The sequence below is a fragment of the Bradyrhizobium sp. HKCCYLS3070 genome, from assembly GCF_051167575.1.
GTDB lineage: Bacteria > Pseudomonadota > Alphaproteobacteria > Rhizobiales > Xanthobacteraceae > Bradyrhizobium.
Genome location: NZ_JBNPTI010000011.1, coordinates 66,629 through 92,830 on the forward strand (window position 1 = coordinate 66,629; position 26,202 = coordinate 92,830).

Below are 26,202 nucleotides of genomic sequence, written 5' to 3' on the forward strand. Positions count from 1 at the left end.
GGCGGATCAGGGAGAGACACGTGAAATCCAGGGGAATGGGTGCGCTTTCGATCGCAGTCGCAGCCGCCGGGCTTTTTTGCGCTGCAGCACCAGCCATCGCTCAGGACACCATCACGATCTGGTGGAGCAAGGGCTTCTACAAGTCCGAGGACGATGCGCTGCTCAACGTCGTCAAGAAGTTCGAGGCCAAGACCGGCATCAAGGTCGAGCTGTCGCAATACGCGATCCAGGACATGATTCCGAAGACGGTCGCCGCGCTCGATTCGGGCACCGTGCCCGACGTGGCCTACGCCGACACCTACGACGTTCAGGCCCAGGGCAAGTGGGCCTACGAAGGCAAGCTCGAGGATCTCACCGACATCCTGGAGCCGATGAAGTCGGCATTCGCTCCGAACACGCTCGAGACCGCCTACCTCTACAACAACGTCACCAAGAAGAAGGCCTATTACGGCTTCCCGCTGAAGCAGCAGAGCATGCACGTCCAGATCTGGGGCGACCTGCTGAGCAAGGCCGGCTTCAAGCAGAGCGACATCCCCACCAAGTGGGAAGACTACTGGACGTTCTGGTGCGACAAGGTGCAGCCGGCGGTCCGCAAGGCCACCGGCCAGCGCATGTATGGCGTCGGTCAGCCGATGGGCGTGGAATCCACCGACTCGTTCCAGTCGTTCTACACCTTCATGGACGCCTACAACGTCAAGCTGGTCGACGACGACGGCAAGCTGCTTGTCGACGACCCCAAGGTGCGCGACGGCCTCGTCAAGGCGATGAAGGATTATACCGACACCTACATCAAGGGCTGCACGCCGCCCTCGTCCACGACCTGGAAGGATCCGGACAACAACGTCGCGTTCCACAACAAGACGATCGTGATGACCCACAATTTCACGATCTCGATCGCGGCCAAATGGTTCGAGGACTCCACCAACCCCGCGCTGACGCCCGAGCAGCGCGCGGCCGGCAAGAAGGCCTATGAGGAGGACATCATCACCGCGTCCTTCCCCAACAAGCCGGACGGCACGCCGATCAAGTACCGCTCCGACGTCAAGACCGGACTGATCTTCGCCAATGCTCCTCACAAGGCGCAGGCCAAGGAATTCATCAAGTTCCTGATGCAGGAGGAGAACCTCGGCCCCTACATCGAGGGCGCGCTGGGCCGCTGGTTCCCGGTGACGACCGCAGGCCAGAAGAGCCCGTTCTGGCAGGCCGACCGCCATCGCAAGGCCGTTTACACCCAGTTCACCGGCGGCACGACGCCGTTCGACTTCACCAAGAACTACAAGTTCACGATCCTCAACAATGAGAACGTCTGGGCCAAGGCGATGAACCGCGTGGTCAGCGAGAAGGTGCCGGTCGAGAAGGCCGTCGACGAGCTGATCGCGCGGCTGAAGGAGGTCGCCGGCTAGTCTCTCGCCTCGCGAGGCGCTAGCTCGAGATCCTGACAACGACAACAAAACCCGGCCGCAGCGCATGCGGCCGGGATGGCTTATAGGCGGGAAGAGACGACCCGGGAAAAACGACCATGGCGATCACGCTCTCAGCTTCCGATTCCGCACTCGCGGAGGCGCCGCGCCCGGTGCTGCTCACACCGTCACAGGTGTGGGGCATCGTCATGCTTGCCCCCTATCTGCTCGTCTTCCTCGCCTTCGTCGTCTATCCCGTCGGCTACGGCCTGTGGCTCGCCCGGGAGCCGGCCAGCTATGTCGCGCTGTATAACGACCCCATCTTCGCGCGCGCCGCCGTCAACACGCTGATCTTCCTTGTGGTCGGCATCAATCTGAAGATGGTGATCGCACTGTTCCTGTCCGGCTTCTTCATTCAGCAGCGCGGCTGGATCAAATGGCTGTCGGTCATCTTCATCCTTCCCTGGGCGGTGCCTTCGATCCCGACCATCCTGTCGGTGCGCTTCATGCTCAATCCCGAATGGGGCGTCGTGAACCAGCTGATCTTCAAGTTCACCGGCGATGACGGCCCGAACTGGCTGAACGATCCGACGGTCGCGCTGTCGATGGCGATCGGCATGCACATCTGGAAATCGCTGCCGTTCTGGACCCTGATCCTGATGACCGGGCGGCTGGCGATCTCGCAGGACCTGTTCGAGGCCGCCGAGGTCGACGGCGCCACCTGGTGGCAGAAGTTCCGCTTCATCACCTGGCCGTCGATGCAGACGCTCTACATCACCTGCACGCTGCTCTCGATGATCTGGACGCTCGGCGACTTCAACAGCGTGTACCTCCTGACCGGCGGCGGTCCGGCCGATCTCACCCACGTGTTGGCGACACTCGGCATCCGCTATCTCCGGCTCGATCAGCTCAGCCTCGCGATGGCCTCGATCGTCTGCGCGATGCCGCTGGTGCTCCCCCTGGTCTATTTCATGATGAAGCGGTTGTCGCGATGAAGCTCCCCACCCTGCGCGAAGTCGGCACCGAGGCCCGGCTGCTGCTGATCGGCATCCCCGTCTTCATCTGGACGATGATCCCGATCTACCACATGTTCCTGTTCGCGATCTCGCCGAAGGAGGACGCGTTCTCGGGCAAGCTGTGGCCGGACCATCCGACGCTGCACAATTTCTCGATCGTGTTCCACCAGCAGCATTACTTCCTGCGCGATTTCTGGATCCAGTTCGGCAACTCCGTCATCATTGCCGCCGCCGTCGGCGCGCTGACCCTGGTGATCGCGACTTGCGCGGCTTACGCCATCTCGCGCCTGCGCGTGCCCGGCAGCCGGGTGGTGATGAACCTCGCGCTGTTCACCTATTTCATCCCGGCCGCGTTCCTCGCGGTGCCGATGTATCGCACCATGGGCAAATACGGCCTGCTCAACAACGACTGGTCGCTGATCCTGGCGATGGTGACGATTGCCTCGCCCTACGCGATCTGGGTGCTGAAACAGGCCTCCGACAAGCTGCCGGTCGAGCTGGACGAGGCCGCCGTCATGGATGGCGCCAGCCCGCTGCAGATCTTCCGGCTCGTCTATGTGCCGCTGATGATGCCCTCGCTGGTCGCGATCGGAACCTATGCGGTGCTGCTGGCCTGGAACGAGTACCTCTACGCGTTCCTGCTGCTGTCGAACGACAAGGATATCACGCTGCCCGTGGCGCTCGGCAACTTCCTGGCCGCCGATGACTCGCCGTGGGAGCTTCTGATGACCACCGGCTTCATCTACGCGCTGCCGCCCGCGGCGGTCTATTATGCCTTCAAGCGCTACATGGTGGGCGGCCTGACCGCCGGCGCCGTGAAGTCGTGACGGAGCGATGAGGGTCGGATTTCGTCAGGGACGGTTCGCCGACGCTTCGCGGCCGAACTGGGATGGCGACGGGCCGCGGCCCATCGACTGGTTCGCCTGGTATCCGGCCACGGATAGCGCGATCGAAGCAGCGCTTCCGGTCGCCCCATGGCCGCAAGGATGGTTCGAGGCGGGACCTGCGGCGCTGGATGCGCCGCTCGGTCCCAACGGGACTTGCCCGCTCGTAATGTATTCGCATGGTACCGGATGCAACGGCCTGCAGTTCGAATGGCTAGCGCGCGAGCTGGCGTCCCGCGGCTTTGTTGCGGTCGCCGTCAATCATCATGGCAACAGCAACGCTGAGCCCTACCGCGCAGAGGGCTTCCTCTGCTCATGGGAACGCCCGCGCGACGTGTCCTTGCTGATCGACCACATCGCCGCTCATCCCGATTTCGAAGGCCGTATCAACCCCGACCGCATCTACGCCGTCGGCTATTCGCTCGGCGGCGTCACCGCCACCGCCTTGCTCGGCGCCATCATGCTCCGCTCGCCGTTCGAGCCGGGCGCCAATCTGGGCCGCGGACCGCGCGAGTTTCCCGATCTCGTCGATCATCTGCCGCGGCTGATGGAGAAGAGCCAGATCTTCCGCGACTCCTGGGGGCGGATGTCGGCCTCCTATCGCGATCCCCGCATCAAGGCTGCGCTGCTGCTGGCGCCGGGCCGATCGGTGCAGGGCTTCTCCGACGAGAGCGTCGCCGCAATCAGCGTACCCGCACGCATCATGGTCGGCGGTGGGGACGCCCTGCTGCCATCCGCGCGCTGGCTGCATGAGCGGCTCAGCGGCAGCACCTTTGATGTCGTTGCCGACGAGGCCGGCCACTATGTGTTCCTGCCGAAGAGCACCGCGCTCGGACGCAGCGCCGACCCGGCGTGCTGCGTCGATCCGCCGTCGGTCGACCGCGGCGCGATCCACCGCACGGTTGTGGCCGCCGCGTTGCGGCTGTTCGAGGCCTGAGCGACGCTGCCGCAGCATTCTCCGTCATTTTGAGCGTAGCAAAGCAATCCAGAGTCCTGGCGCGGCCCGGATTGCTTCGCTACGCTCGCAATGACGACCTCTATAATGGCGCAGCGCTCTCGCCGCGATCACTCGACAGCTTTGAAGCTAACGACGCCACGACGATCACCACGGCAATCAGCCCGATCACCAGCGTGCAGATCGCGTTGATCTCCGGCTTCACCCCGAGCCGTACTTCCGAATAGATCCGGATCGGCAATGTCGCCGAGCCCGGGCCGGTGGTGAAGCTCGCGATCACGAGATCGTCGAGCGACAGCGTGAAGGCGAGCATCCAGCCGGCGACCACCGCCGGGGCGATCAATGGCAAGGTGACCATCACGAACGCGCGCAAGGGATCGCAGCCGAGGTCCATCGCGGCTTCCTCCAGGCTGCGGTCGAGCGAGACCAGCCGCGACTGTACGATCACCGCAACGAAGCACATCGTGAGGGTCGTGTGGGCGAGCGTCACCGTCCAGAAGCCGCGCTCGGCCTCCAGCGCCACGAACAGCAGCAGCAGCGACAGGCCGGTGATCACCTCGGGCATCACCAGCGGCGCATACAGCATGCCGGAGAACAGCATGCGGCCGCGAAATCCCTGGCCGCGCGACAGCGCCACCGCGGCAAGGGTGCCGAGCAAGGTCGCCACCGTCGCCGAGGTGGCGCCGACGCGCAGGCTCATCCAGGCTGCATCGATCATCGCGCGGTCGTTGAAGAACTCGTGATACCAGCGCAGCGACCAGCCGCCCCAGACCGTGACCAGCCGCGAGGCGTTGAACGAATAGATCACCAGGATCAGGATCGGGAGGTAAAGAAAGGCGAGCCCAAGCGTCAGCGAGGCGACGTTGAAGCGCGACAGGCGGGAGGGATTAGGCACGATCTCCTCCTCCCTCAATCCCAGTGAAACCCTCTCCGTTCCCTCCCCCCTTGTGGGGGAGGGTCAGGGAGAGGGGCACCCAGCAAAGATCGCCGATGCGGACCCCCACCCCCAACCCCTCTCCGCAAGGGGGAGGGGAGCGAGAGAACGTGCCTTGCTGTACGCCATCCATCACCTGCTCTCCTCCAACTGCCGGCGTTGCAGCCGGTCGTAGAGCAGAAGCGGGAGCAGCAGCACCGCGAGCAGCACGACGGCGATGCTCGAAGCCACCGGCCAATCCTTGTTGGTGAAGAATTCAAGCCACAGCGTCTGGCCGATCATCAGCGATTTCGAGCCGGCGAGCAGATCGGGAATGACGAACTCGCCGACGATCGGGATGAAGCACAGCAGCGCGCCGGCGCCGACACCCGGCAGCGACAGCGGAAACGTCACCAGCCAGAAGGTCTCGCGCGGCGAGGCGCCGAGATCGGCGGCGGCCTCTTCCAGGGCCGGCTCCAGCTTCGTCAGCGTCGCAAACAGCGGCAGGATCATGAAGGGCAGATAGGAATAGACGATCCCGACATACATCGCGCTGTCCGTCGACAGCCACACCACCGGCGCGGACACCAGATGCAGCGCGAGCAGGATCTGATTCAACAGGCCGTCATGCTGCAGGATGTTGACCCAGGCATAGATGCGAATCAGGAACGAGGTCCAGAACGGCACGATCACCAGCATCATCGCGATGCCCTGCCAACGCCTGGGCAGCCGCGCCATGCCATAGGCGATCGGGTAGCCGATCAGGAGCAGGATCGCGGTCGACGTCGCCGCGACGACGACGCTGCGCAGATAGGACGCGAGATACAGATCGTCCGACAGCAGCAGGCGGAAATTGTCCAGCGACAACGCCGCGAACGCATCCGAGAGCGACGACAAACCATCAGCCAGCGAGAACACCGGCGTATAGGGGGGCTGCGCGATCGCAGTCTGCGACAGGCTGATCTTGGCGACGAAGGCGAACGGCACCAGGAAGAACAGCACCATCCAGACGTAAGGCGCGATCGCCGCAAATCGCGCCGGACGCGAGAAGATGCGGCGCGCGCTCATCGCTCCAGCACCACGCAATCATCGGGCGTGAACCAGGCCACGACGCGCTGGTTCAGCCCATAGCCGTCGGCGTCGAGCCGGGCCGTGTTGGCTTGCGACGCGTGCAGGACAGCGCCGCCGTCGAGCTTGATCTTGTACACGGTCTTGCCGCCGAGATAGCTCGCATCGGAAATGGCGCCCTCGACACAGTTGATCGCTGCGGCATCAGCCGCCGGCCGGCGAAGCGCGAGGCGGATCTTCTCGGGACGGATCGCGACTGCGACCTTGCTCTCGCTGATCGGACTGACGGGTTGCGCCGCGGCGAGCTCGCCGGCAGCGGCGGTCGTGATCCGGAGCCGGTGCGACTCACGCGCGGTCACCTCGCCCTCGAACAGGTTGATGTCGCCGACGAACTCCGCGACCCACCGCGACACGGGCTCTTCATACAGGCGGCGCGGTGCAGCGACCTGCTCGAGCCTTCCCGCGTTCATTACCCCGATCCGGCTCGCCACCGTCATCGCCTCCTCCTGGTCGTGGGTGACGATGATGAAGGTCATGCCGAGCTTGCGCTGCAGCTCCATCAGCTCGAACTGCGTGCTCTCGCGCAGCTTCTTGTCGAGCGCCGCCATCGGCTCATCGAGCAGCAGCACCTTCGGCCGGCGCGCCAGCGAGCGTGCCAGGGCGACGCGCTGCTTCTGTCCCCCGGACAGTTGATCGGGCTTGCGCTTCTCCAGGCCTTCGAGCCGGACCAGCGCCACCATCTCCGCGACGCGGGTGGCGATCTCGGCGCGCGGCATGCCGGCGCGCTTCAGGCCGAAGGCGATGTTGTCGCGCACGTTCAGATGCGGGAACAGCGCGTAGTTCTGGAACATCATGTTGACGGGCCGCTGATGCGGCAGCACCTGCGCGATCTCCTCGCCCGACAGCAGGATGCGCCCTTCATCCGGCGTCTCGAAGCCGGCCAGCATGCGCAGCAAGGTCGTCTTGCCGCAGCCGCTGGGGCCGAGCAGCGCGAAGAACTCGCCGGCTCGGATGTCGAGCGAGACGCCGTCGACGGCGCGGAAGCTGCCGAAGGTCTTGACGACGTTCTCGATCCGCAGGATCGGCGGCTGAGGATCGGGGCGCGGTTCCGGCAGTGGTGATGCCGCCGGCTCCTCGGCGGGCGCTGGATTTGCGATGTCGTCAGCCATGTCCTGATCAAATCACCCCTGGCCGGCCATAACGCCCGGCCGGTCGGCAAGCTAGCCGCCCATGGATTGCAGCTCAACCGCACGGGCCCGACTATCCCCGCTCGCGTCAGCGGCCTGCGGCGAGCCCCGGCCACAGGCGACCGTCGCCATGAACGCGGCGAGCGCATCGCGTTCGGCAGCGGGAAGCGTCAGGCCCAGCTTGGTCCGCCGCCACAGCACGTCGTCGGGAAACCGCGCCCACTCGCGCGTCATGAGGTAGCGGACCTCTGCCTCGGTCAGCTTCGGCCCGAACGCCTGTCCGAGATCGGCCCGGCATCTCGCCCCGCCGAGGATCTCCGCCAGCCGGGTGCCATAGGCGCCGACCAGCCGCCGGGCCTCGGCTTCGCCGAGAAAGCGCCAGCGCTCCCGTGCGTCGTCGACGAGATCCTCGAACCGGTCCCAGGCGAAATCGCCACCCGGAAGCGGCGCGCTCGCAGTCCAGCGCGGCGACATCGGGTAGAAGCGCGCAAGCCGCGAGACCGCCCGCTCGGCCCGGTACCGGGCTGTCGTGACATCGCCGCCGCACATGGTCAGGAGCGGCGCCTTGGCGGGCTCCATGGCGCGGCCGGCATCAAGGCTCACGATCGTTTCCAATCCCCCGCTGTCGGCAGCACGCAGCACCATCATGTTGGCGCCGGACACGCTCCGGACCACATCCGCGGGCTGGACGTCCGAGCGGAAATAGCGGTTCGCCGCCTTGCAGAGATAGGCCACGTCTGCCGCCGGCACCGCCACCACGGCTGGGTCGCCCTTGAAGCCGTGGGCCACCGTGCCGATCAGGGTGAAATCTTGCTCGTAGGGCTGGGCAAAGATCAGCCTTCCATCCGAATTCTGAAACACGTAGACGGCTTCGACATCGAACAGCCGCGGCACGATGATCTGGCTGACCTGCCGCGCGGTGACCCGCGGCGGCGGCTGACGCAGCACGGTTTCCGCCGTCGAGACGCTCCACGCGCCGGTTGCGTTGGCGAGCGCGCGCGAGGTGACGATGCGGCGATGGCCGCGGTCGATGATGGCGAGCCGCCATAGATGGTCGCGGTCGGCTCGCACACAGCGGGCGCCGGTGCGGATCTCGGCGCCGCGCTCGGCGGCATCCATCGCGGTCAGGACCACCAGGCGGGAATCGTCGACCACGCAGTCGGAATAGTCGAACGCCGTCCCGATCGGACGCTTCAGGGCATCGCCGATCGGATGATGCGTGACGTCGAGCGTCGACGCGGCCGGCAGCCGGTTGCGCGCGGCGAGGCGGTCGTAGAGCCAGAGCCCTGCGCGCAACTGCCATGGCGGCCGCTCATTGGCGTGAGCCGGAATCGCAAAGCGGATCGGCCGCACCAGATGCGGCGCGACCGTGAGCCAGACGTCGCGCTCGGCGAGCGCGTGGCGCACGCGCAGAAAGCCGCGGCGCTCCAGCGCCGCGAGGTCCCCATGCACCAGCCGCGACGTGGCCGACGAGGCGGCGCCGCCGAGATCGCCCTGCTCGACCAGGATCACGCGCAAGCCGCGGCCGGCCGCATCGCGTGCCAGGCTGACGCCGTTCAGACCGCCGCCGATGATCGCAAGATCGTAGTCTGCCATACGCAAGGTCTTCGAGCGTGCCAGGGCGAACGATCGTAGACCGGCGGAAATGATTCTCGTAGCGGCCGAGCTGTCGCGCGCGCGGATAAATTCGCGCTGTTGCGCAACAGCCTCTGACCGGAGTGCCTGGTCAGCCCGTCTTGCGAACGGACGCGGCGTCGTCGTCGTGAGCGCGACCGACAATGCCGTCGTATTTGTTGATCGGCAGGGGCTTGCCGAGCAGATAGCCCTGAACCGAGTCGCAGCCCTGCTCGGCGAGGAAGCCGAGTTGCTCGGGCGTCTCGACGCCTTCCGCCACGATCGACATGTTCATGCCGTGACCCAGACCGATGACCGCACGAATGATCGCCGCCGATTGCGGATTGCGACCGATATTCATGACGAAGGCGCGGTCGATCTTGATCTTGTCGAACGGGAACGCCTGCAGGTAGCTCAGCGACGAGTAGCCGCTGCCGAAATCGTCCATTGAGACGCGAACGCCGAGCGCCTTCAGCCGGCGCAGCAGCGCGACACCGCGATCGAAATCCTCGATCAGCACACCCTCGGTGATCTCGAGCTCGAGCCTGCCGGGCGCGAGCCCCGTCTCGATCAGGATCGAGTGGACCAGCGCAACGAGGTCGCCATGGACGAACTGGGCCGGGGACAGGTTGACCGCGACCTGCAGCGGCTTCGGCCACGACGCCGCCTCGCGGCAGGCCTCGCGCAGGATCCACTCGCCCATCTCGACGATGAGGCCGCTCTCTTCCGCGAGCGGAATGAAGTCGCTCGGCGGCACGAAACCCCGGACCGGGTGCTGCCAGCGCGCCAGCGCCTCGAAGCCGATGATCTCGCTGGCGTCGACCGTGCGGCCCGAGACGGCCTGCGGCTGGAAGTACAGCGACAGTTCGCCATGCTTGATCGCGACAGACAGCTCCTGATGCAGAACGCGGCGGTCGCGAATCTGCTGATCCATTTCAGGCTCGTAGAAGGTGATGCTGCCGCGCGATTTGGCCTTGGCGCGGAACAGAGCGGCACCCGCATTGGCGAGCAGCGACGCCGGATCCGAACCATTGTGCGGGAACACCGAGATGCCCGTCGTCAGCGCGGTGCGGATCGATTTGCCGTCGATCTGGAAGTCCACCGCGATCGCTTTCGCCAATTGCTCGGCCAGCGCCCTGCCCGTTTCCGGCTGCTTGCCGTCGATGATCAGCCCGAACTCATCGCCGGAGAGACGCGCAACCACCCCGCCGCGGGCAACGGCGTGGACGCGGCGGGCGACCTCGATCAACAGCTTGTCGCCGATGGCGTGGCCGAAGACGTCGTTGACGTCCTTCAGGCCCTTGAGATCGACGTTCAGGACCGCGAACTCCTCGTCCGTATCCGCACAGGCCTCGATCATCTGGCTCAGGGCCTGCAGGAACGCGGCGCGGTTCGGCAGATCGGTCAGGCCGTCGTGATAGGCCATGTGCGCCATCCGCGATTCGGTCTGGCGCCGGTCGGTGACGTCCTCATAGGTCTTGATCAGATATTGCGGCTCGCCGGTCTCGCCCAGCACGGTTGCCCGCCGGGTCAGGAACAGCCGCAGGCCGTCCTTGGTCGAGATCGGATGTTCCTCGGTCAGAAGGCCGCGCTTCTTGATGGCGGCTTCGTCGCGCGCCGTGATCAGTCTGGCCTCGCGCGGATTGAAGATGTCGGCGGTGGTCAGGCCCGTGGCGTCCTCGCGCTTGCGGTTGAGGATGATCTCGGCGCTACGGTTGGCGAGCAGATAACGGCCGTCGCTGACGCTCTCGACGATGAGCGAAACCGGAATGTTGTCGACAACCAGTTCCAGGAACTTCTTGCTGTTCTCCAGCTCGCGGCTCAGCGATCGCCGCTCCGTGGCATCGTCGAACAGCGCGATGAGGAATTGCGGTTCGTTCTTGTCGTTGCGTGCAACGACCCGGTGGGCGTCCAGGATGCGCTTCTCGTCACCGCGTTGAACCACGAGTTCGCTGCAATAGGTGGTGCCGGGCGCCAGCATCGCTTCGCGATCGGCAGCCGCGATGGCGGCCGCGGTCTCCTCGCCGAACAGGTCGCTCGGGCACCGTCCGATGATCTGATCCCGCGGCACCTGCGCGAACTGCTCGAACGCCCGGTTGGCGAAGATGTAGCGACCGTCCTCGATGTTCTTGGCGGCGACGCAGACGGGAACCTGATCGACCACCGATTCCAGGAACTGCTTGGTCGAGGCGAGTTCGCGCTCCAGCCGGTGCTGCACCGTACAGTCTTCATGGATGCCGATCGATCCTCCGGTGGGAAGACGGAAAATCTGGGCACGCACCACACGTCCGTCGGGCAGTTCGGTCAGGCACCCATCCGGTGCCCGCGCCTGGCGAGCATAGTCCTCGACCGTCAGATTGAGCAGGCCACGCTGCCGCCGCAACTCGACCAGATCCCGGCCGGTGCAACCGGGCGGAATGTCGGCCCGGCTCATGCCGTAGATCTCGAGAAAGCGATGGTTGTAGAAGACGACGCGGTTGGCGGCGTCCGTCAGCATCAGCCCCTGGCTCAGATTGTTGAGCGCGGAGCTGATGAAAACATTGCGCCGCAGTTGTGCTCGCTTGGCGCGCCGCAAGGCCGAATGGATCCAGATCACGACCGACGCGAGGAAGGCGCAGACGACAACGCCGGCGATCAACACCTTCCAGAGCACGTCCGGCTCGATGGTGGCCAGGTAGCCGGAGGGCGAGAAATCGGAGGAAGCGGCCCAGGCTCGGGTCGGCGCAGCCGCCCACGCTGCCATGGCGGCCACCGAGGCCGCAACGACACGCGCAGAGAACGCGTTTCGGTCGCTCGCCTGCCAATTCTTGCCAGCCATCAATCACCCGCGGTATTCGGCGACAGTATCTGGCTTCACCTATTGGGATCGGGTAAACGGGTTCTGCAAACTTCGAAAAAGACGAAGCAAATTTGGTCAATGGCGCCTTATGATGAATGGTTTGCTAAGGGCCCTCGCACTCCGGACCGAGGTTCCGCCCACCAGGGATTGCAGCGAGGCATGACTTCTCCCAATCGTCTCAGGACTATGCATGGATAGAGTGGATTGCGTCGTCGTTGGCGCCGGCGTCGTCGGACTTGCCGTCGCACGTCAATTGGCGCGGGCCGGACGCGAGGTCATCGTTCTCGAGGCGGCCGAGGGCATCGGAACCGTCACTTCGTCTCGCAACAGCGAAGTGATCCACGCCGGCATCTACTACAAGGCCGGGAGCCTGATGGCCCGCTTCTGCGTGGCCGGCAAGCGCATACTTTACCGCTATTGCGACGACCATGGCGTGCCCTACCGCAATTGCGGGAAGCTGATCGTTGCGACCAATCCGGCCGAGACCGAGAAGCTGCAGGGCATCCGCGCGCACGCCGAAGCCAATGGTGTCGAAGGTATGCGGCTGCTATCCGGAACCGAAGCGCTGGCGCTGGAGCCGGCCCTGGCCTGTCAGGCTGCGCTGCTGTCGCCGTCCACCGGCATCCTCGACAGCCATGCCTTCATGCTGTCGCTGCGCGGCGAGATCGAGGACGCCGGCGGTGCCTTCGCCTTCCACACGCCGTTGCTGCGGGCCAAGGCGACCGGGGGATCGATCGAGGTCGATGCGGGCGGCGCGCAACCGATGACGCTGAGCTGCCGGCTGCTGGTGAACGCCGCCGGCCTCGACGCGCCCGAGCTGGCGCGGCTGATCGACGGCATGCCGTCGTCGCTGGTGCCGACGGCCTATCTCGCCAAGGGCAACTATTTCAGCTGCAGCGCCCGGGCACCGTTCAGCCGGCTCATCTACCCGGTGCCGGAACCAGGCGGCCTCGGCGTGCACCTCACGCTCGACATGGCAGGCCAGGCCAGATTCGGCCCCGACGTCGAGTGGATCGACCGGATCGACTATACGGTCGATCCGGCGCGCGCCGAGCGCTTCTACCCGGCGATCCGCAAGTACTGGCCGTCGCTGCCGGATGGGGCGCTGATGCCGAGCTATTCCGGTATCAGGCCGAAGATCGTACCGCCGGCCGTGGCGTCGCAGGATTTCGTCATTCAGGGGCCGCGCGATCACGGGGTGCACGGACTCATCAATCTGTTCGGAATTGAATCGCCTGGATTGACGTCATCGCTCGCGATTGCGGCTCACGTCTGCGATCTCGCCTCGAGCTGAAGACCCCAGATATCGCGATGAACGGCGTGTCGCGATAGATACGCCGGGAGACGACGCAGGCAGATGCGTCCGCCTCATCGAATATCGCAACTAATTTGATTGGAGTTGCGTCTGGGATGGACTCGTCACCATCCCAGGCGCACGGTCTTACGATCAGATGGTACGGCGGATGATGGTCACATGTCAGTGAAGTGTTTCGCTGGTTACCTGTCTCAAGCGCTCGATCTCATCCTTCACCATCAGTTTGCGTCGCTTCAGTTCGACAATTCGCAGGTCGTCCGTCGATGGATGCAGGAGAGCTTGATGCAATTCGTTTTCAAGAACTTTATGCTTACGCTCCAGTTCAACGAGATGCGCCTGAATGGCCATTCGAAACCTCCTCGGTAGGTGAACCTGAGATTCGACCAGGGCTAATGAGTGTACACAAGTCGCTTGACCTGTCGATGGGGCCAAAAGACCGCACATGCAAATTTGAGCGCCGTGTGTAACGAAGCGTGAGCAGATCCGGACGAATCTAAAGCCGGCGCCAACCCGAAATTCACGGGACAGCTGCACCGATCTCGAGGAGTGCGACTTGCTTATCAGCTTCGCAGGCGCAATATTTGCGCCCGCCTTCGCAAGGCTTTCCACTTCCTTCCGCTTTTTTGCTATCATAGATCATGGCTGACCAAGACGAGCGCGAACTGCAGGCCGAACTCGCGCGCCTGCAGCAGGAGCACCGCGATCTCGACGCGGCGATCGACGCTTTGCATCAATCGCCCGCCCCCGATTTGTTGCGGCTGCAACGACTGAAGAAGCGGAAGCTTCTGCTACGCGATCGGATCGCCTTCATCGAAGACCAGATCACGCCCGACATCATCGCCTGAGGCGAAGCGTCAGCACGGCTGACCGTATGCACACAAGCAATACGCAACAGCGGTGCAGGATTTGCCGAAGCGCCTTGACAATAAGAACAAAAAGAGAACAATCGGACCAGTCCCTCGTAACTCCTGACGACAACAAGGATGGTTGTGATGCCCGCCTCCTTCTCCCCACAGGATCGCCTCTATGAACAGGCCTGTGACCAAGCCATCGCGATGTGCGACGGCAATCTGCGCTCCACGATCAAGGCGCTGATCATGGCGAACGAGTATCTCGAGCTGGAGCTGCAGGAGCTGCGGGCGGCAATCTCCTGCGGCTGCATGCCCAACACCATTTCGGACGATGCGCAGAACAATGCGGCCTGAGCCCTAGGCCGTCGAGGCTCTCCGGACGATTGCCACCGCGCTCGCTCGCAGCTTCGACGAAGGCCGGGAGGTGCGTGCAATGCCTGACATCACCTATTACGTCGCCATGCCGTTCAGACGGGACGAGACTGGGATGCTGGTCGCAGGCGCGGCCGAGGAATGTCAGAGCTCGTCCGCAGCGCTGCGTCGTGCCGAAGCGATGTCGCGCTTGCCGGACAACATCGGCGCCATTGCCTTCAGCCGCAGCGGAGATCCCTTGCTGGGGGAATTCTGCGACGCCCGGCTGCTGCACAAGTTCGGCGAGTTGCCCGACGATCTCGGCGAGTTGTGAGCGCCGTGCACAGCTCTGTCATCGGAGCGGACGGCCCACGAGCGTCACCGCTGGTCGCCCGACAGGGCCGTGCCGTGCGCGGGGCTCTCGTACCTCCGCTGGGCCTTGCGCATATACATCGCACGGTCGGCTTCCTCCAACGCACGTACTGGGTTGACGCGCTTGTCGAGAAGGGCGATCCCGGCCGACGCGCCGGCACGCACGGTCTGATCGCCGAAGGTGAAGGTCAGGCTGTCGATGGCCTGTTCCAGCTCCGTCGCCTTGGCATGTGCGTCCGCCGCGCTGAGGTGCCAGAGCAGCACGCCGAACTCGTCGCCGCCGAGCCGACCGATCACGTCGGAGGATCGGACATGCTCGCCGAGGACACGCGCAACCGCCTTCAGGACCTCATCACCGGCGGCATGGCCGAACGTATCATTGATCGGTTTCAGCCGATCGACGTCGAGCACGATGAGAGCACCGGTCGCGTCGTAGCGCTTGATGAAGGCGATGGAACGATGGAGTTCGCGGGCGAAGCCGCGACGATTAAAGATGTCGAGCAGGAAATCGCGCTCAGCGGAGGCCGTCAGCTCGGCGATCCGGGCCTGTGCTGTCGCCAACTCCGCCTTGAGGCGTCGGATCGTGTGCCGCGCGCCTGCCGGTACGGAACCGGGTTCAGGAGCCCGCGCGCGCCGCGAAGGCCGATGACGGTAGCGGGTTCTTCGCTTCCCGGCTCGCCACGCGGCCGCCATGCGCTTCTTTTTCATCGGACACCTGCCGCGCCATCGTTTGGGCTTGCCGGGCTTGACCAAGACAGGATAGTCCATTCGGACCTCCATGCCATGGCTTGCCGCTGTCAGGACCGATCCTATACTCCGGCCCATGCTGATGGATTCCCGAGAAGAATTGAGGTCATGACCGCCCCGATCGCCATCATCATGGGAAGCCAGTCGGACTGGGATACCATGCGCCATACCGCCGAGACGCTTGACGCCCTGGGCGTGAGCTACGACGCCCGGATCGTCTCGGCGCACCGCACCCCGGACCGGCTGTATGCTTTCGCCAAGGGTGCCAAGGCGGCGGGCTACAAGGTCGTGATCGCCGGTGCCGGCGGCGCCGCCCATCTGCCGGGTATGACGGCCTCGCTCACGGAACTGCCCGTGTTCGGCGTTCCCGTCGAGTCGAAGGCGCTGTCGGGGGTCGATTCGCTGTATTCCATCGTCCAGATGCCGGCCGGAATTCCGGTCGGAACGCTCGCCATCGGCAAATCCGGCGCCATTAACGCAGCGCTGCTGGCGGCCAGCGTGCTCGCTCTCTCGGACTCCGCGCTTGCCAGCCGTCTGTCGGCTTGGCGCCAGGCGCAGACCAATGCGATCGCCGAACGTCCGGAGGGCACGGCGTGACCGACTCCAATCGGGTGAAGCTCAAGCCCGGCGACACCATCGGTATTCTCGGCGGCGGCCAGCTCGGCCGCATGCTGGCGCTTGCTGCGGCGCGGCTCGGGCTGCGCTGCCAAGTGTTCTCGCCGGACCCGGACTCCCCCGCCTTCGACGTCGTGCTGAACGCAACCTGCGCCGAATATGCCGACGTCGAGGCGCTCGAGCTGTTCGCCAATGATGTCGACGTCGTCACCTACGAGTTCGAAAACGTCCCCTCGGCTGCGGCCATGGTGCTGGCGGCCAGACGCCCGGTGCTGCCGCGGCGTTCGGCGCTCGAGACCACCCAGGATCGCCTCACCGAGAAGGATTTCGTCACCTCGCTGGGCATCGGCACCGCGCCCTATGCGGATGTGTCCTCGGTCGCCACCTTGCGCGAAGCTGCGTTCCGGATCGGCTTACCGGCCGTGCTGAAGACGCGGCGATTTGGCTATGACGGCAAGGGTCAGATCAAGATCCACCAGGGTGACGATCTCGAGCGGATCTGGGCCGAGCTCGGCACCAAATCGGCCATCCTCGAAGCGTTCGTTCCGTTCGAGCGCGAGATCTCGGTCGTGGCGGCCCGAGCGGCCGACGGTCAGGTCGAGTGCTTCGACGTGACCGAGAACGAGCATCGCGATCACATCCTGAAGGTGTCGCGGGCGCCGGCGCGTATCCCTGATGCGCTCGCCGACGAGGCCAGGGACATTGCCAGCCGGATCGCCACCGCCCTCGACTACGTCGGGGTGCTGGCCGTGGAGATGTTCGTGGTGTCGGACGGTCCCACTCAAGGCGTCCTGGTCAACGAAATTGCCCCGCGGGTGCATAATTCCGGCCACTGGACCCTCGATGGCGCCTCGATTTCCCAATTCGAACAGCACATCCGGGCGATCGCCGGTTGGCCACTCGGCAAGCCGCTGCGCCACGGTCACGTCACGATGACGAACCTGATCGGGGACGAGATCGACAGCTACGAGCAGTGGCTCACGGTTCCTGGCGCCACCGTGCATCTCTACGGCAAGGGCGCCGCTCGTCCGGGCCGCAAGATGGGGCATGTGACCCAGGTCTCGCCACTGCCGCCGAGGCAGGGCTGAAATAAACCGCTCCGGCGAGGTTAAACTTGCGGTCAAGAGCCCGTCAGCGGGTGGACAGCGAGGATGTCCTCTGATACACGGGCGCGCTCAAGGTCAAGGGCGCGGCCATCTGCCAGCCCTGGCTTCACCAGATTTCAAACCGATAGACTGAGAAAGAGGATGCCGCGTGCAGGTTCTCGTTCGCGATAACAATGTCGATCAAGCCCTCAAGGCGCTCAAGAAGAAGATGCAGCGTGAGGGCATTTTCCGCGAGATGAAGCTTCGCGGCCATTACGAGAAGCCGTCCGAGAAGAAAGCCCGCGAGAAGGCCGAAGCCGTGCGTCGCGCGCGCAAGCTGGCCCGCAAGAAGTTGCAGCGTGAAGGCCTGCTGCCGATGAAGCCGAAGCCGGTGTTCGGCGCTGGCCCCGGCGGCGACCGTGGTGCTGGTCGTGGTCCGGGTGCAGGTGCCCGTCCCAGCGCGCCGCGCTGATCTGGCCAGATTGATCTGACGTCGTCTGAAGCGCGGGCCTTTGGCTCGCGTTTTTGTTTTGGGCGCCTCTCTTTGATTTCACGCCTCCTGCCATCCGGCGACCGGGGTCAATCCGGGTTGCGCCGCCACTCCTGGCATCGCTGCATAGTTCGCCACTCCAAAGAAAAAGCGGCAGACCGCCCGGGCCCACCGCCTCGATCACGTCGGCGAACGATTCGGTCAGCTATTTCGGCAACACCGAGTGGAACACCGATTTGGCTGCGGACATCATGTCCTGCGCCACGTTGGACATCTGGTCCTTGATCGATGGATCAGTCTTGTCGGCGCGCAGGTCGAGCGGACGCAACTGCTGGACAGGGATCTCCGCCGGAGGCGTCGGGCGCCCGTCCGGCTGCAATGATCCCGTGTAGGGCGGGCTCGAGGCCGACGGCAAGGCAAAGCCCTGCTCGACCGGTGGCGCAGACACCGTCACGGGCGGCGGCAGCGGACGGACCGGCGACACCGGTGGCGCGACGGTCGCGATGCGCGGCGCCTCGCCAGCGCCCCGGGGTGCGTCGCTCGACGGCTTCTCGACAGCCGCCTTGCCGGTACCTTCGCTCGCGCGCAACCGCTCGATCGCCGCGCGGGCGAGATCAGCGGCATCCCGGCGATCTTCCTGCTGGGTCGCTGGGGCCTCGGCCGGAGTACCGCGCGCAATCAGCTTTTCCCGCGGCGACGCGGGATGGCGCGAGGCCTGCGGATCGGCCGGGAGGCTCGCCGTTTCGGCCGGCTTCACTTCGACCGCCTTCTCTGCAGCCTTGTCGGCCAGCGACTTCTCGGACACGCCCTTGGCCTTGATGCCGGGAGCGGGAATGCTCGAGACCTCGTTCGACGTTTCCGCCGGCTTGGCGTCAGACTTGGGATCGGCCTTCGCTTCCAGCTTGGCAGGGTCGGTCCCCTTGCCCGTGGATTTCGGAGCGTCGCTCTTTGAGCCGGTGAGCTTGGCGTAGGCAGCCGACGCCACCGACGCCACGGTCGATGGCGGCGAGTCCGGCTTGGTGTTGATGTAGTGATTGACGATGTAGGCCCCGATGATGGTGGCAACCACCGACGGGATGATCTCCATGGCGAACTTTGTGAGATATTTCAGCATGCTGACCACTCCCGCGCGGTATTTGCGGGAACTTTGAGGCACAATTAAGGGACCATCCCACACCTTCCGAAGCTCGCAGACTGCACTCCGCGCAGACGCGACCGCCGAAAAGTCGTTTCCTGAAATCCTTTGAAACCGGAGCCAGCAATCCGAGGGTGTTGCCACAGCTTCCGGATCGCCGGCTCAAGATACCACAATCAGCGGCATCCCGGTAAACAATTGGTTACGGCTTCAATTCAACTTCGAGGAAAACGATCTCGGAACCGGTCTCGTTCAGCACATCGTGTTCGACACCGGCCTTTCGGAAATAGGATTTGCCGACCGCGAGCTGCGCCTTCGAGCGCTCGCCGGACGGCGCCACGATCGTCATCTCGCCCGCTGTGACCGGCACGATCACGTAATCCATCTCATGAACGTGGCGCCCCGTGGCACTGCCGGGCAATAGCCGCCACTCCGTGACGCGGACTTCGGGCGTATCGACCTGGACGTCGGACTGAGCGCTGAGCATGGGGGGATCTCTTGAATCAGGGGACGAAGAGCAGGAACACGAATATCGCGAACACCACCATGTGCACCAGCCCGAACAGGATGTTCGTCCGTCCGGTGCCGAAGGTCAGCATGCTCAGGACGAAGGTCAGGACCAGCAGCACTGTTCCCTGCGGGTCCAGCCCGAGGACGAGCTGCCTGTCGAGCACATGGGCGGCGACCGCCACTGCCGGGATGGTCAGCCCTATGGTGGCGAGCGAGGAGCCAAGCGCGAGATTGATGCTCTTCTGAAGGTCGTTGGCGCGGGCGGCCGAGAGGGCGGCGACACTCTCCGGCAGCAGGATCAACAGCGCCACCAGCACGCCTGCGACCGCCTGCGGCGCCCCCGTTGCGGCAACGCCGGCGTCGACCACCAGCGAGAACTTCTTGGCAAGCAGGACCACAGCGAGCAGTGCGACCAGCAGCAGCCCGACACTGAGCAACAGCTTCGCACGCGGCAGCCGGACATCGTCATCGGCGAACCCAGCCGAGCCGCCGACGAAATAATCCCGATGGCGGGTGGTCTGCGTATACAGGAACACCGCGTAGAGCAGGATCGTCACGACGCTGACGAAGGCGATCTGCACGGCAGAATACACCGGACCAGGCGACGTCAAGGTATAATTCGGCAGCACCAGTGTGATGGTTGCCATCGTGAACAGTACGCTGAGATACAGATTGGCACCGGAGACCAGCACGTCCTGCTCGCGATAGCGCACGCCGCCGATGAAGATGCAGATGCCGGCCAGGCCGTTGCACACGATCATGACGACCGCGAACACGGTGTCGCGGGCCAGCGCGGGCGCAGCCTTGTCGCCGAGCATGATGGTGGCGATCAGCGCCACCTCGATCACCGTCACCGCCAGGGTCAGGAGCAGCGTGCCGAACGGCTCGCCGATCTCATGCGCGATCACCTCGGCATGGTGCACGGCCGCGAACACCGTGCCGAACAGGATCACCAGCAGCACCGCGGCGAAGACCACGCCGGCGGCCGAAGGCGTGAAGTCATAATGCGTCGCCGTGACGATCGCGACGAGCGCGACCGCCAGGCCGGGAAAGATCACCGATGATGCGGGCGTTGCGCCCTTCACGCTCATGATTCGCGTCCTTCGATCCGTTCTGTCCGACTATGCGCGACCGCGAGGCGATCGTCACGCGGTCCGGCCGTGACAGGGTCAACCAGGACGGTCTCTGAAAGTGCCGTCGATCAGGTCAATGCGGGCTGAGCAGCGGATGGATCGGAAGCACGGTCAGCAGCACGAACAGCGGAATGAGGACTGCACCTGCCCGCAACATGTAGCCGAAGAAACTCGGCATCTTGATGCCGCGCTCAGTGGCGATCGCTGCGACCATGAAGTTCGGCGCATTTCCGATATAGGTCAGCGCGCCCATGTAGACTGCGCCCATCGAAATCGCCGCCAGCGTTCCCGAGAGTTCGCCCATCAGCACCTTGGGATCGCCGCCCGCCAATTCGAAGAACAAGAGATAGGTCGGGGCATTGTCGAGGAAGGCCGACATCAGCCCGGTGAACCAGAAATAGGCGACCTCCCGCGGCGCGCCGGCGGGTGTCGTCACGGCGTCCAAGAGCCAGCCGAAAGAGCCACTGCGCCCCGCATTCAGCATGGCGATGACCGGGACGATCGCGGTGAAGATCGCCGCGAACAGTTTGGCGACCTCTCGAATCGGCTCCCAGTTGAACCCGTTCGCCTCGCGGTGCTCGTCCGGCGTCAGCCACAGCGACAGTCCGGCGATCGCCACGAGGACGGCATCGCGCACGAGGTTCTGAAGCTCGACATGCGTGCCGAAGACGTCGAAGGAGATGCCCGGCTTCCAGGTCGCCGATAGCAGCGTATTGGCAACGATCGCGGCGATCAAAACGACATTGATGAGGCCGCGAATGCGCACCGGCTCCCTTGTTACGGACGCTTGCGACGCAAGCTTCTCCGCGCGGAAGCGCCACCAGTCGGTAGCGGCAAAGACGATGAGCAGCAATCCGGCGACGATCGCGGTCTGCAGCCAGAGATGTTGCGTCGTCCAGAAGAAGTCGACACCACGCAGAAAACCGACGAACAGCGGTGGATCGCCGAGCGGGCTCAGTGCACCACCGACATTGGCGGCCAGAATGATGAAGAAGATCAGCACATGCACATTATGCGGCCGGCTCAGATTGGCGCGGATCAGGGGGCGCACCAGGATCATCGCGGCGCCCGTCGTGCCGACGACGCTCGCGATGATCGTGCCGAGTGCCAGGATGGCCGTATTTGTCGCAGGTGTACCTCTGATGTCGCCGGTCACCAGGATGCCGCCGGCCACCGTATAGAGGGCGAACAGCAGCACGATGAAGCTGAGATACTCGGCGAGCAGCGCGTGGACGAAGGCGTCGAGCGCCGTGCCGAGCCCTGCATTCCAGGTCAACGCCGCCAACGTCACCAAGGCCCATGCCGCGGCGATCTTTCCGTAGTGATGATGCCAGAACCTGGCAAACAGCAGCGGCCCGAGCGCAATCGACAACAGCAGTCCCGCGAACGGCAGCGCGAACGGCCAGGTCATCGCGGAGCCGTTCAGCCCGGCCGCATGCGCCTGCACCGGCAGGCTCCCAAAGACAAGGAGCAGGATGGTCCCGCGCAGGGCCAGCCACCGCGATCCACGGACGTTACGGATTGTCGATGAAGCTCTTTGCCGTCTCAGTCGCACCGAAAAGATCCAGGTCGTTATGTCCGCCGCCGGGAAACCGTACGAAGCGCTTGGGGTCATGCGCAAGTGCGAACAATCGTTCCCCGAAGCGGATCGAAATCGCCGGATCCCGTTCGCCATGCATGATCAGCAGCGGCACATGCACATTGGCGATGCGCTGGTCGGAATGGAAGCTGTCGCGCATCAGCAGGCTGACCGGGACGACCCTGAGCATCGCGGAGGCGACGTCCACGGTCGACGTATAAGGGGCTTCGAGGATCAACTTGGAGATCGGGTGCTCCGTCGCGATGGCGGTGGCGACACCGCTGCCGAGGGAAAAGCCCCAGGCGACGATCCGTCCCGCCTCGTAGCGCTCTGTCGTGAACGCATAGGCGACTGCGGCATCTTGCAGCAGCCCGGGCTCACTGGGACTGCCGCTGGACCCCGCATAGCCGCGATAGGAAAGCGCAACGAGACCGGTACCGTCGGCCGTGAGCGCCTTGAAGCGCGACGCCACGCCGGCAAGAAAATCGCCATTGCCCGGGAAGTACAGAACGACCTTGCGGCCCGGCTTCGCCGGCACATGCCAGACGATGACCCGCTCGCCATCGGCCGAGGTCAGCACATGCTCCTCAGCCTGAGGAAACCCGGCTGCAGCCGGTGCCGTGCGGCCGACCGGCGGAATGGGAAACAGCATCGCACGCTGGCGGACGAACAGGGCCGCAAGCACGATGCCGTAGACCGCCGCCAGGACGATCAGGAGCCATTTCAGAAACGTCATGGCTCCCGACGCCGTGGGCTACATGCCCTTGACGATGTTCTCGGTCATCTTCTTGGCGTCGCCGAGGAGCATCATCGTGTTGTCGCGGTAGAACAGCGGATTGTCGATGCCGGCATAGCCCGAGGCGAGCGAGCGCTTGATGAACATCACGGTGCCGGCCTTCCAGACTTGCAGCACGGGCATGCCGTAGATCGGCGAGGACTTGTCCTCCTCGGCCGCCGGATTGGTGACGTCGTTGGCGCCGATCACGAAGGCGACGTCGGCCTGGGCGAATTCCGAGTTGATGTCCTCGAGCTCGAACACCTCGTCGTAGGGAACGTTGGCTTCGGCGAGCAGCACGTTCATGTGGCCGGGCATGCGGCCCGCGACCGGATGAATCGCGTATTTCACCTCGACGCCTTCCTTCTTCAGCGTGTCGGCCATCTCGCGCAGCGCGTGCTGCGCCTGGGCGACCGCCATGCCGTAGCCGGGGACGATGATGACCTTGGAGGCGTTCTTCATGATGAAGGCGGCGTCGTCGGCCGAGCCGAGCTTGGCCGGCTTCTGCTCGCCTGTCGCCCCGCCGGCCGCTGCGGTCTCGCCACCGAAGCCGCCGAGGATGACCGAGATGAAGGACCGGTTCATCGCGTGGCACATGATGTAGGACAGGATCGCACCGGACGAGCCGACCAGCGCGCCGGTGATGATCAGCGCCGAATTGCCGAGCGTGAAGCCGATGCCGGCCGCGGCCCAGCCCGAATAGGAATTCAGCATCGAGATCACGACCGGCATGTCGGCGCCGCCGATCGGGATGATCATGAGCACGCCGAGCGCCAGCGCCAGCAGCGTCACCATCAGGAAGTCGAAGCCGCCGCCGGTCATCACCAGGCGGACCACGAAGAAGACGAGCGCGACCGCGAGCGCAATGTTGATGATGTGGCGCGCCGGCAGGATGATCGGTGCACCGCTCATCCGCGCGGACAGCTTGAGGAAGGCGATGACCGAGCCGGTGAAGGTCAGCGCGCCAATGGCGACGCCGAGCGACATTTCGACCAGGCTCTGCGGATGGATGTTGCCGGGCGTGCCGATGTCGAAGGCTTCCGGCGCGAAGAACGCGCCGGCGGCGACCAGCACCGCGGCCATGCCGACCAGCGAATGGAACGCCGCCACGAGCTCGGGCATCGACGTCATCGGCACCCGGCGCGCAATCACCGCACCGATACCGCCGCCGATCGCAACGCCGAGGATGACGAGCACCCAGGCGATCGCATCCGCCGGTGGATGCCCGGCCAGGGTGGTGGCGACCGCAATCGCCATGCCGGCCATGCCGAAGAAGTTGCCTTGCCGGCTCGAGGCCGGGCTCGACAGCCCGCGAAGAGACAGGATGAACAGCACACCTGCCACGAGATAAAGGAGTGCCGACAGATTGGCGTTCATTGCAGATGCCCCGTTGTGCCTGTCATCCCGCGTCGTGCGGCGTTGTTACCTGGACTTCTTCTTGTACATCGCCAGCATGCGCTGGGTGACGAGGAAGCCGCCGAAGATGTTCACGCAGGCGAAGATCAGCGCGACGAAGCCGAACGCTCGCGCCAGACCGCTGCCGCTCGAGAGCATGGGAACGCCGACCGCCAGCAGCGCGCCGACCACGATCACCGAGGAGATCGCATTGGTCACCGACATCAGCGGCGTGTGCAGGGCCGGCGTCACCGACCACACCACGAAGTAGCCGACGAACACAGCCAGCACGAAGATCGACAGCCGGAAGACGAAGGGGTCGACGGCTTGGACGACATGTTCCATGGCTCTGCTCCTTAGGCCTTCGGCTGGAAGTTCGGGTGGACGATGGCGCCATCCTTTGTCAAAGCCGTGGCCTTGACCAGCTCATCGTCCCAGTTGACCGCCAGTGTCTTTTCCTTCTTGTCGATCATCGTCTCGATGAAGGAAAACAGGTTGCGGGCGTACAGGCCGGAGGCGGACGCTGCGACCCGGCCGGCGAGATTGGGGTAGCCGATGATCTTGACGCCGTCGATCTCGACAGTCTCGCCGAGCTTGACGCCCTCGACATTGCCGCCACGCTCGACCGCGAGGTCGACCAGGACCGAGCCCGGGCGCATCGACTTCACCATCTCCATGGTGACGAGGCGCGGCGCCGGACGGCCGGGAATCAGCGCGGTTGTGATGATGACGTCCTGCTTCTTGATGTGTTCCGCCGTCAGCGCCGCCTGCTTGGCCTGGTACTCCTTGGACATCTCCTTGGCGTAGCCACCGGCCGTCTGCGCGTTCTTGAACTCCTCGTCCTCGACCGCCAGGAATTTGGCGCCGAGGCTCTCCACCTGCTCCTTGGTGGCGGGGCGCACGTCGGTGGCGGAGACCATGGCGCCGAGCCGGCGCGCGGTTGCGATTGCCTGCAGGCCGGCGACGCCGACGCCCATCACGAAGACCTTGGTCGCCGGCACGGTGCCGGCCGCGGTCATCATCATCGGGAAGGCGCGACCGAACGCCTCGGCGCCCTCGATCACGGCACGGTAGCCGGCGAGGTTCGCCTGGCTCGACAGCACGTCCATCACCTGGGCGCGGGTGATGCGCGGCATCAGTTCCATCGCGAACGAGGCAATGCCGGCATCGGCCATCGCCTTGAGCGCGGTATCGTTGCCGTAGGGATCCATGATCGCGAACACCAAGGCGCCACGCCGGTAGTTGGCAAGCTCGGAGGCTTCCGGCCGTTTCACCTTGATGATGATGTCGGCGTCCTTGAGCGCATCGGCGCTCACGGTTGCGCCCGCCGCCGTGAACTCCGAATCCGGCAGGCCGGATTTGATGCCGGCGCCGGGCTCGACCGCGATCTCGGCACCCAACGCCTTGAACTTCTTCACCGTGTCGGGAGAGGCGGCGACCCGCGGCTCCAACGGGTCGATTTCCTTGGCGACGGCAATCTTCATGAGGCCTCCGGCGCGAATGCGCGCGCGAGCTTTAAGAGGGCGGGACGTCCATGGGCTACAGCGTGACGCCTGGTCAGCAATCGGCTTCGGCAGTCAGCTGAAGGCCCGCCAGCGGGGATGCCGGCGGGCCGATCGCGACATTAAGCGAGGAAAATAGCCATCAAGATGACGATGAGAGCGACGCCGATCGTGCCGTACTTCACCAGCCTGATGAAGCCCTCGTAGGTGGCCTCATGCGCCAGATAGTCGTTGCCGTCAGCCGTCGAGTAGGCGATCTCGCCATGGTTTGCCATCGGGGTCCCCCAGAGAAAATATGCTTTGTTAAGGTCGCATACCCCAAAGCCGATGCAAGGGCAACGGCTGGCATGCAAGGCAGTTTTATCACCTTTTCCGATCGCCCTATTGGCAAGGCCAATTATCACGGATCCAGCGCGTCAGGCTGGCCTCGCTGACCTCGCCGGCGCGCCTCTTCGACCCGTTCAACACATG

27 protein-coding genes are annotated in these 26,202 nt (G+C 64.7%); 11 read left to right on the top strand and 16 right to left on the bottom strand.

The features are described 5' to 3' along the window. Positions 1-20: 20 nt before the first annotated feature. The 4 genes from ACQR03_RS26470 to ACQR03_RS26485 all read left to right on the top strand — a co-directional run bounded on the left by ACQR03_RS26470 (position 21) and on the right by ACQR03_RS26485 (position 4,237). The gene (locus ACQR03_RS26470) at positions 21-1,403 is read left to right on the top strand and encodes an ABC transporter substrate-binding protein (protein ID WP_315717541.1); all 1,383 of its coding nucleotides are present in this window, start codon (positions 21-23) and stop codon (positions 1,401-1,403) included. A 116-nt stretch (positions 1,404-1,519) separates the two neighbouring features. Continuing rightward, entirely contained in the window at positions 1,520-2,395 is an 876-nt protein-coding gene (locus ACQR03_RS26475; RefSeq protein ID WP_315754983.1) for a carbohydrate ABC transporter permease, read from the top strand. Next, a complete protein-coding gene (locus tag ACQR03_RS26480) occupies positions 2,392-3,243 on the top strand; it encodes a carbohydrate ABC transporter permease (protein ID WP_315717543.1) in 852 nt (283 codons plus the stop codon). The genes ACQR03_RS26475 and ACQR03_RS26480 overlap by 4 nt, the downstream gene beginning before the upstream one ends. A gap of 7 nt (positions 3,244-3,250) precedes the next feature. After that, entirely contained in the window at positions 3,251-4,237 is a 987-nt protein-coding gene (locus ACQR03_RS26485; RefSeq protein ID WP_434841619.1) for an alpha/beta hydrolase family protein, read from the top strand. Between the two features lie 100 nt (positions 4,238-4,337). On the opposite strand, the gene ACQR03_RS26490 is transcribed toward ACQR03_RS26485, so the two are convergent. From ACQR03_RS26490 to ACQR03_RS26510, 5 genes are all read right to left on the bottom strand, one after another. Beyond that, positions 4,338-5,150: an ABC transporter permease gene (locus ACQR03_RS26490; RefSeq protein ID WP_315753898.1), complete on the bottom strand. Its 813-nt coding sequence runs from the start codon at positions 5,148-5,150 to the stop codon at positions 4,338-4,340. A 171-nt stretch (positions 5,151-5,321) separates the two neighbouring features. Beyond that, positions 5,322-6,236, bottom strand: a complete 915-nt coding sequence (locus tag ACQR03_RS26495; RefSeq protein WP_434841618.1) for an ABC transporter permease — start codon at positions 6,234-6,236, stop codon at positions 5,322-5,324. Then, the gene (locus ACQR03_RS26500; protein WP_434841617.1) at positions 6,233-7,405 is read right to left on the bottom strand and encodes an ABC transporter ATP-binding protein; all 1,173 of its coding nucleotides are present in this window, start codon (positions 7,403-7,405) and stop codon (positions 6,233-6,235) included. The genes ACQR03_RS26495 and ACQR03_RS26500 overlap by 4 nt, the downstream gene beginning before the upstream one ends. A gap of 51 nt (positions 7,406-7,456) precedes the next feature. Continuing rightward, positions 7,457-9,019 carry a glycerol-3-phosphate dehydrogenase gene (locus tag ACQR03_RS26505; RefSeq protein ID WP_434841616.1) on the bottom strand — a complete coding sequence of 521 codons (1,563 nt, stop codon included), beginning with the start codon at positions 9,017-9,019 and terminating at the stop codon, positions 7,457-7,459. Between the two features lie 130 nt (positions 9,020-9,149). Continuing rightward, a complete protein-coding gene (locus ACQR03_RS26510) occupies positions 9,150-11,855 on the bottom strand; it encodes a sensor domain-containing protein (RefSeq protein WP_316202639.1) in 2,706 nt (901 codons plus the stop codon). Positions 11,856-12,066: 211 nt separating this feature from the next. Here ACQR03_RS26510 and ACQR03_RS26515 point away from each other — a divergent pair, with 211 nt between their 5' ends. Further along, positions 12,067-13,170, top strand: a complete 1,104-nt coding sequence (locus ACQR03_RS26515; protein WP_434841615.1) for an NAD(P)/FAD-dependent oxidoreductase — start codon at positions 12,067-12,069, stop codon at positions 13,168-13,170. 183 nt (positions 13,171-13,353) lie between these two features. Here the strand turns inward: ACQR03_RS26515 and ACQR03_RS26520 are convergent, their stop codons facing one another. Continuing rightward, positions 13,354-13,539 (bottom strand): YdcH family protein, encoded by a 186-nt coding sequence (locus ACQR03_RS26520; RefSeq protein ID WP_315717551.1) that lies wholly within the window; start codon positions 13,537-13,539, stop codon positions 13,354-13,356. Positions 13,540-13,829: 290 nt separating this feature from the next. Between ACQR03_RS26520 and ACQR03_RS26525 the strand changes: the two genes are divergently transcribed. From ACQR03_RS26525 to ACQR03_RS26535, 3 genes are all read left to right on the top strand, one after another. Continuing rightward, a complete protein-coding gene (locus tag ACQR03_RS26525) occupies positions 13,830-14,036 on the top strand; it encodes a YdcH family protein (protein WP_009028242.1) in 207 nt (68 codons plus the stop codon). Positions 14,037-14,183: 147 nt separating this feature from the next. Then, positions 14,184-14,396 carry a hypothetical protein gene (locus ACQR03_RS26530; RefSeq protein ID WP_315717552.1) on the top strand — a complete coding sequence of 71 codons (213 nt, stop codon included), beginning with the start codon at positions 14,184-14,186 and terminating at the stop codon, positions 14,394-14,396. 79 nt (positions 14,397-14,475) lie between these two features. Further along, a complete protein-coding gene (locus tag ACQR03_RS26535) occupies positions 14,476-14,727 on the top strand; it encodes a hypothetical protein (RefSeq protein WP_315717553.1) in 252 nt (83 codons plus the stop codon). Positions 14,728-14,771: 44 nt separating this feature from the next. On the opposite strand, the gene ACQR03_RS26540 is transcribed toward ACQR03_RS26535, so the two are convergent. Further along, positions 14,772-15,533 carry a GGDEF domain-containing protein gene (locus ACQR03_RS26540; RefSeq protein ID WP_315753908.1) on the bottom strand — a complete coding sequence of 254 codons (762 nt, stop codon included), beginning with the start codon at positions 15,531-15,533 and terminating at the stop codon, positions 14,772-14,774. Between the two features lie 87 nt (positions 15,534-15,620). On the opposite strand from ACQR03_RS26540, the gene purE reads away from it, so the two are divergent. From purE to rpsU, 3 genes are all read left to right on the top strand, one after another. Then, positions 15,621-16,109 carry a 5-(carboxyamino)imidazole ribonucleotide mutase gene (purE, locus tag ACQR03_RS26545; protein WP_315717555.1) on the top strand — a complete coding sequence of 163 codons (489 nt, stop codon included), beginning with the start codon at positions 15,621-15,623 and terminating at the stop codon, positions 16,107-16,109. Beyond that, the gene (locus ACQR03_RS26550; protein ID WP_434841614.1) at positions 16,106-17,215 is read left to right on the top strand and encodes a 5-(carboxyamino)imidazole ribonucleotide synthase; all 1,110 of its coding nucleotides are present in this window, start codon (positions 16,106-16,108) and stop codon (positions 17,213-17,215) included. Before purE ends, ACQR03_RS26550 begins: the two co-directional genes overlap by 4 nt. 166 nt (positions 17,216-17,381) lie before the next feature. Next, entirely contained in the window at positions 17,382-17,684 is a 303-nt protein-coding gene (rpsU, locus tag ACQR03_RS26555) for a 30S ribosomal protein S21 (RefSeq protein ID WP_315717557.1), read from the top strand. A 223-nt stretch (positions 17,685-17,907) separates the two neighbouring features. Here rpsU and ACQR03_RS26560 read toward each other — a convergent pair whose 3' ends face one another. From ACQR03_RS26560 to ACQR03_RS26600, 9 genes are all read right to left on the bottom strand, one after another. After that, positions 17,908-18,816 carry a hypothetical protein gene (locus ACQR03_RS26560; protein ID WP_316175048.1) on the bottom strand — a complete coding sequence of 303 codons (909 nt, stop codon included), beginning with the start codon at positions 18,814-18,816 and terminating at the stop codon, positions 17,908-17,910. Between the two features lie 223 nt (positions 18,817-19,039). Then, on the bottom strand, positions 19,040-19,324 hold the full coding sequence (locus ACQR03_RS26565; protein ID WP_315717559.1) for a cupin domain-containing protein: 285 nt from the start codon (positions 19,322-19,324) through the stop codon (positions 19,040-19,042). Between the two features lie 16 nt (positions 19,325-19,340). Further along, entirely contained in the window at positions 19,341-20,438 is a 1,098-nt protein-coding gene (locus ACQR03_RS26570; protein WP_316175049.1) for a calcium:proton antiporter, read from the bottom strand. A gap of 115 nt (positions 20,439-20,553) precedes the next feature. Next, entirely contained in the window at positions 20,554-21,891 is a 1,338-nt protein-coding gene (locus ACQR03_RS26575; protein ID WP_316202675.1) for a sodium:proton antiporter, read from the bottom strand. Between the two features lie 103 nt (positions 21,892-21,994). Next, the gene (locus ACQR03_RS26580) at positions 21,995-22,795 is read right to left on the bottom strand and encodes an alpha/beta hydrolase (protein ID WP_315753918.1); all 801 of its coding nucleotides are present in this window, start codon (positions 22,793-22,795) and stop codon (positions 21,995-21,997) included. A gap of 18 nt (positions 22,796-22,813) precedes the next feature. Then, complete coding sequence (locus ACQR03_RS26585; protein WP_315717562.1) at positions 22,814-24,211, bottom strand: NAD(P)(+) transhydrogenase (Re/Si-specific) subunit beta; 1,398 nt, start codon at positions 24,209-24,211, stop codon at positions 22,814-22,816. Between the two features lie 45 nt (positions 24,212-24,256). Continuing rightward, positions 24,257-24,574, bottom strand: a complete 318-nt coding sequence (locus ACQR03_RS26590; RefSeq protein ID WP_315717563.1) for a proton-translocating transhydrogenase family protein — start codon at positions 24,572-24,574, stop codon at positions 24,257-24,259. Positions 24,575-24,585: 11 nt separating this feature from the next. After that, entirely contained in the window at positions 24,586-25,713 is a 1,128-nt protein-coding gene (locus ACQR03_RS26595; RefSeq protein WP_315717564.1) for a Re/Si-specific NAD(P)(+) transhydrogenase subunit alpha, read from the bottom strand. 140 nt (positions 25,714-25,853) lie between these two features. Next, entirely contained in the window at positions 25,854-26,006 is a 153-nt protein-coding gene (locus tag ACQR03_RS26600; protein WP_315717565.1) for an aa3-type cytochrome c oxidase subunit IV, read from the bottom strand. Positions 26,007-26,202 lie beyond the last annotated feature (196 nt).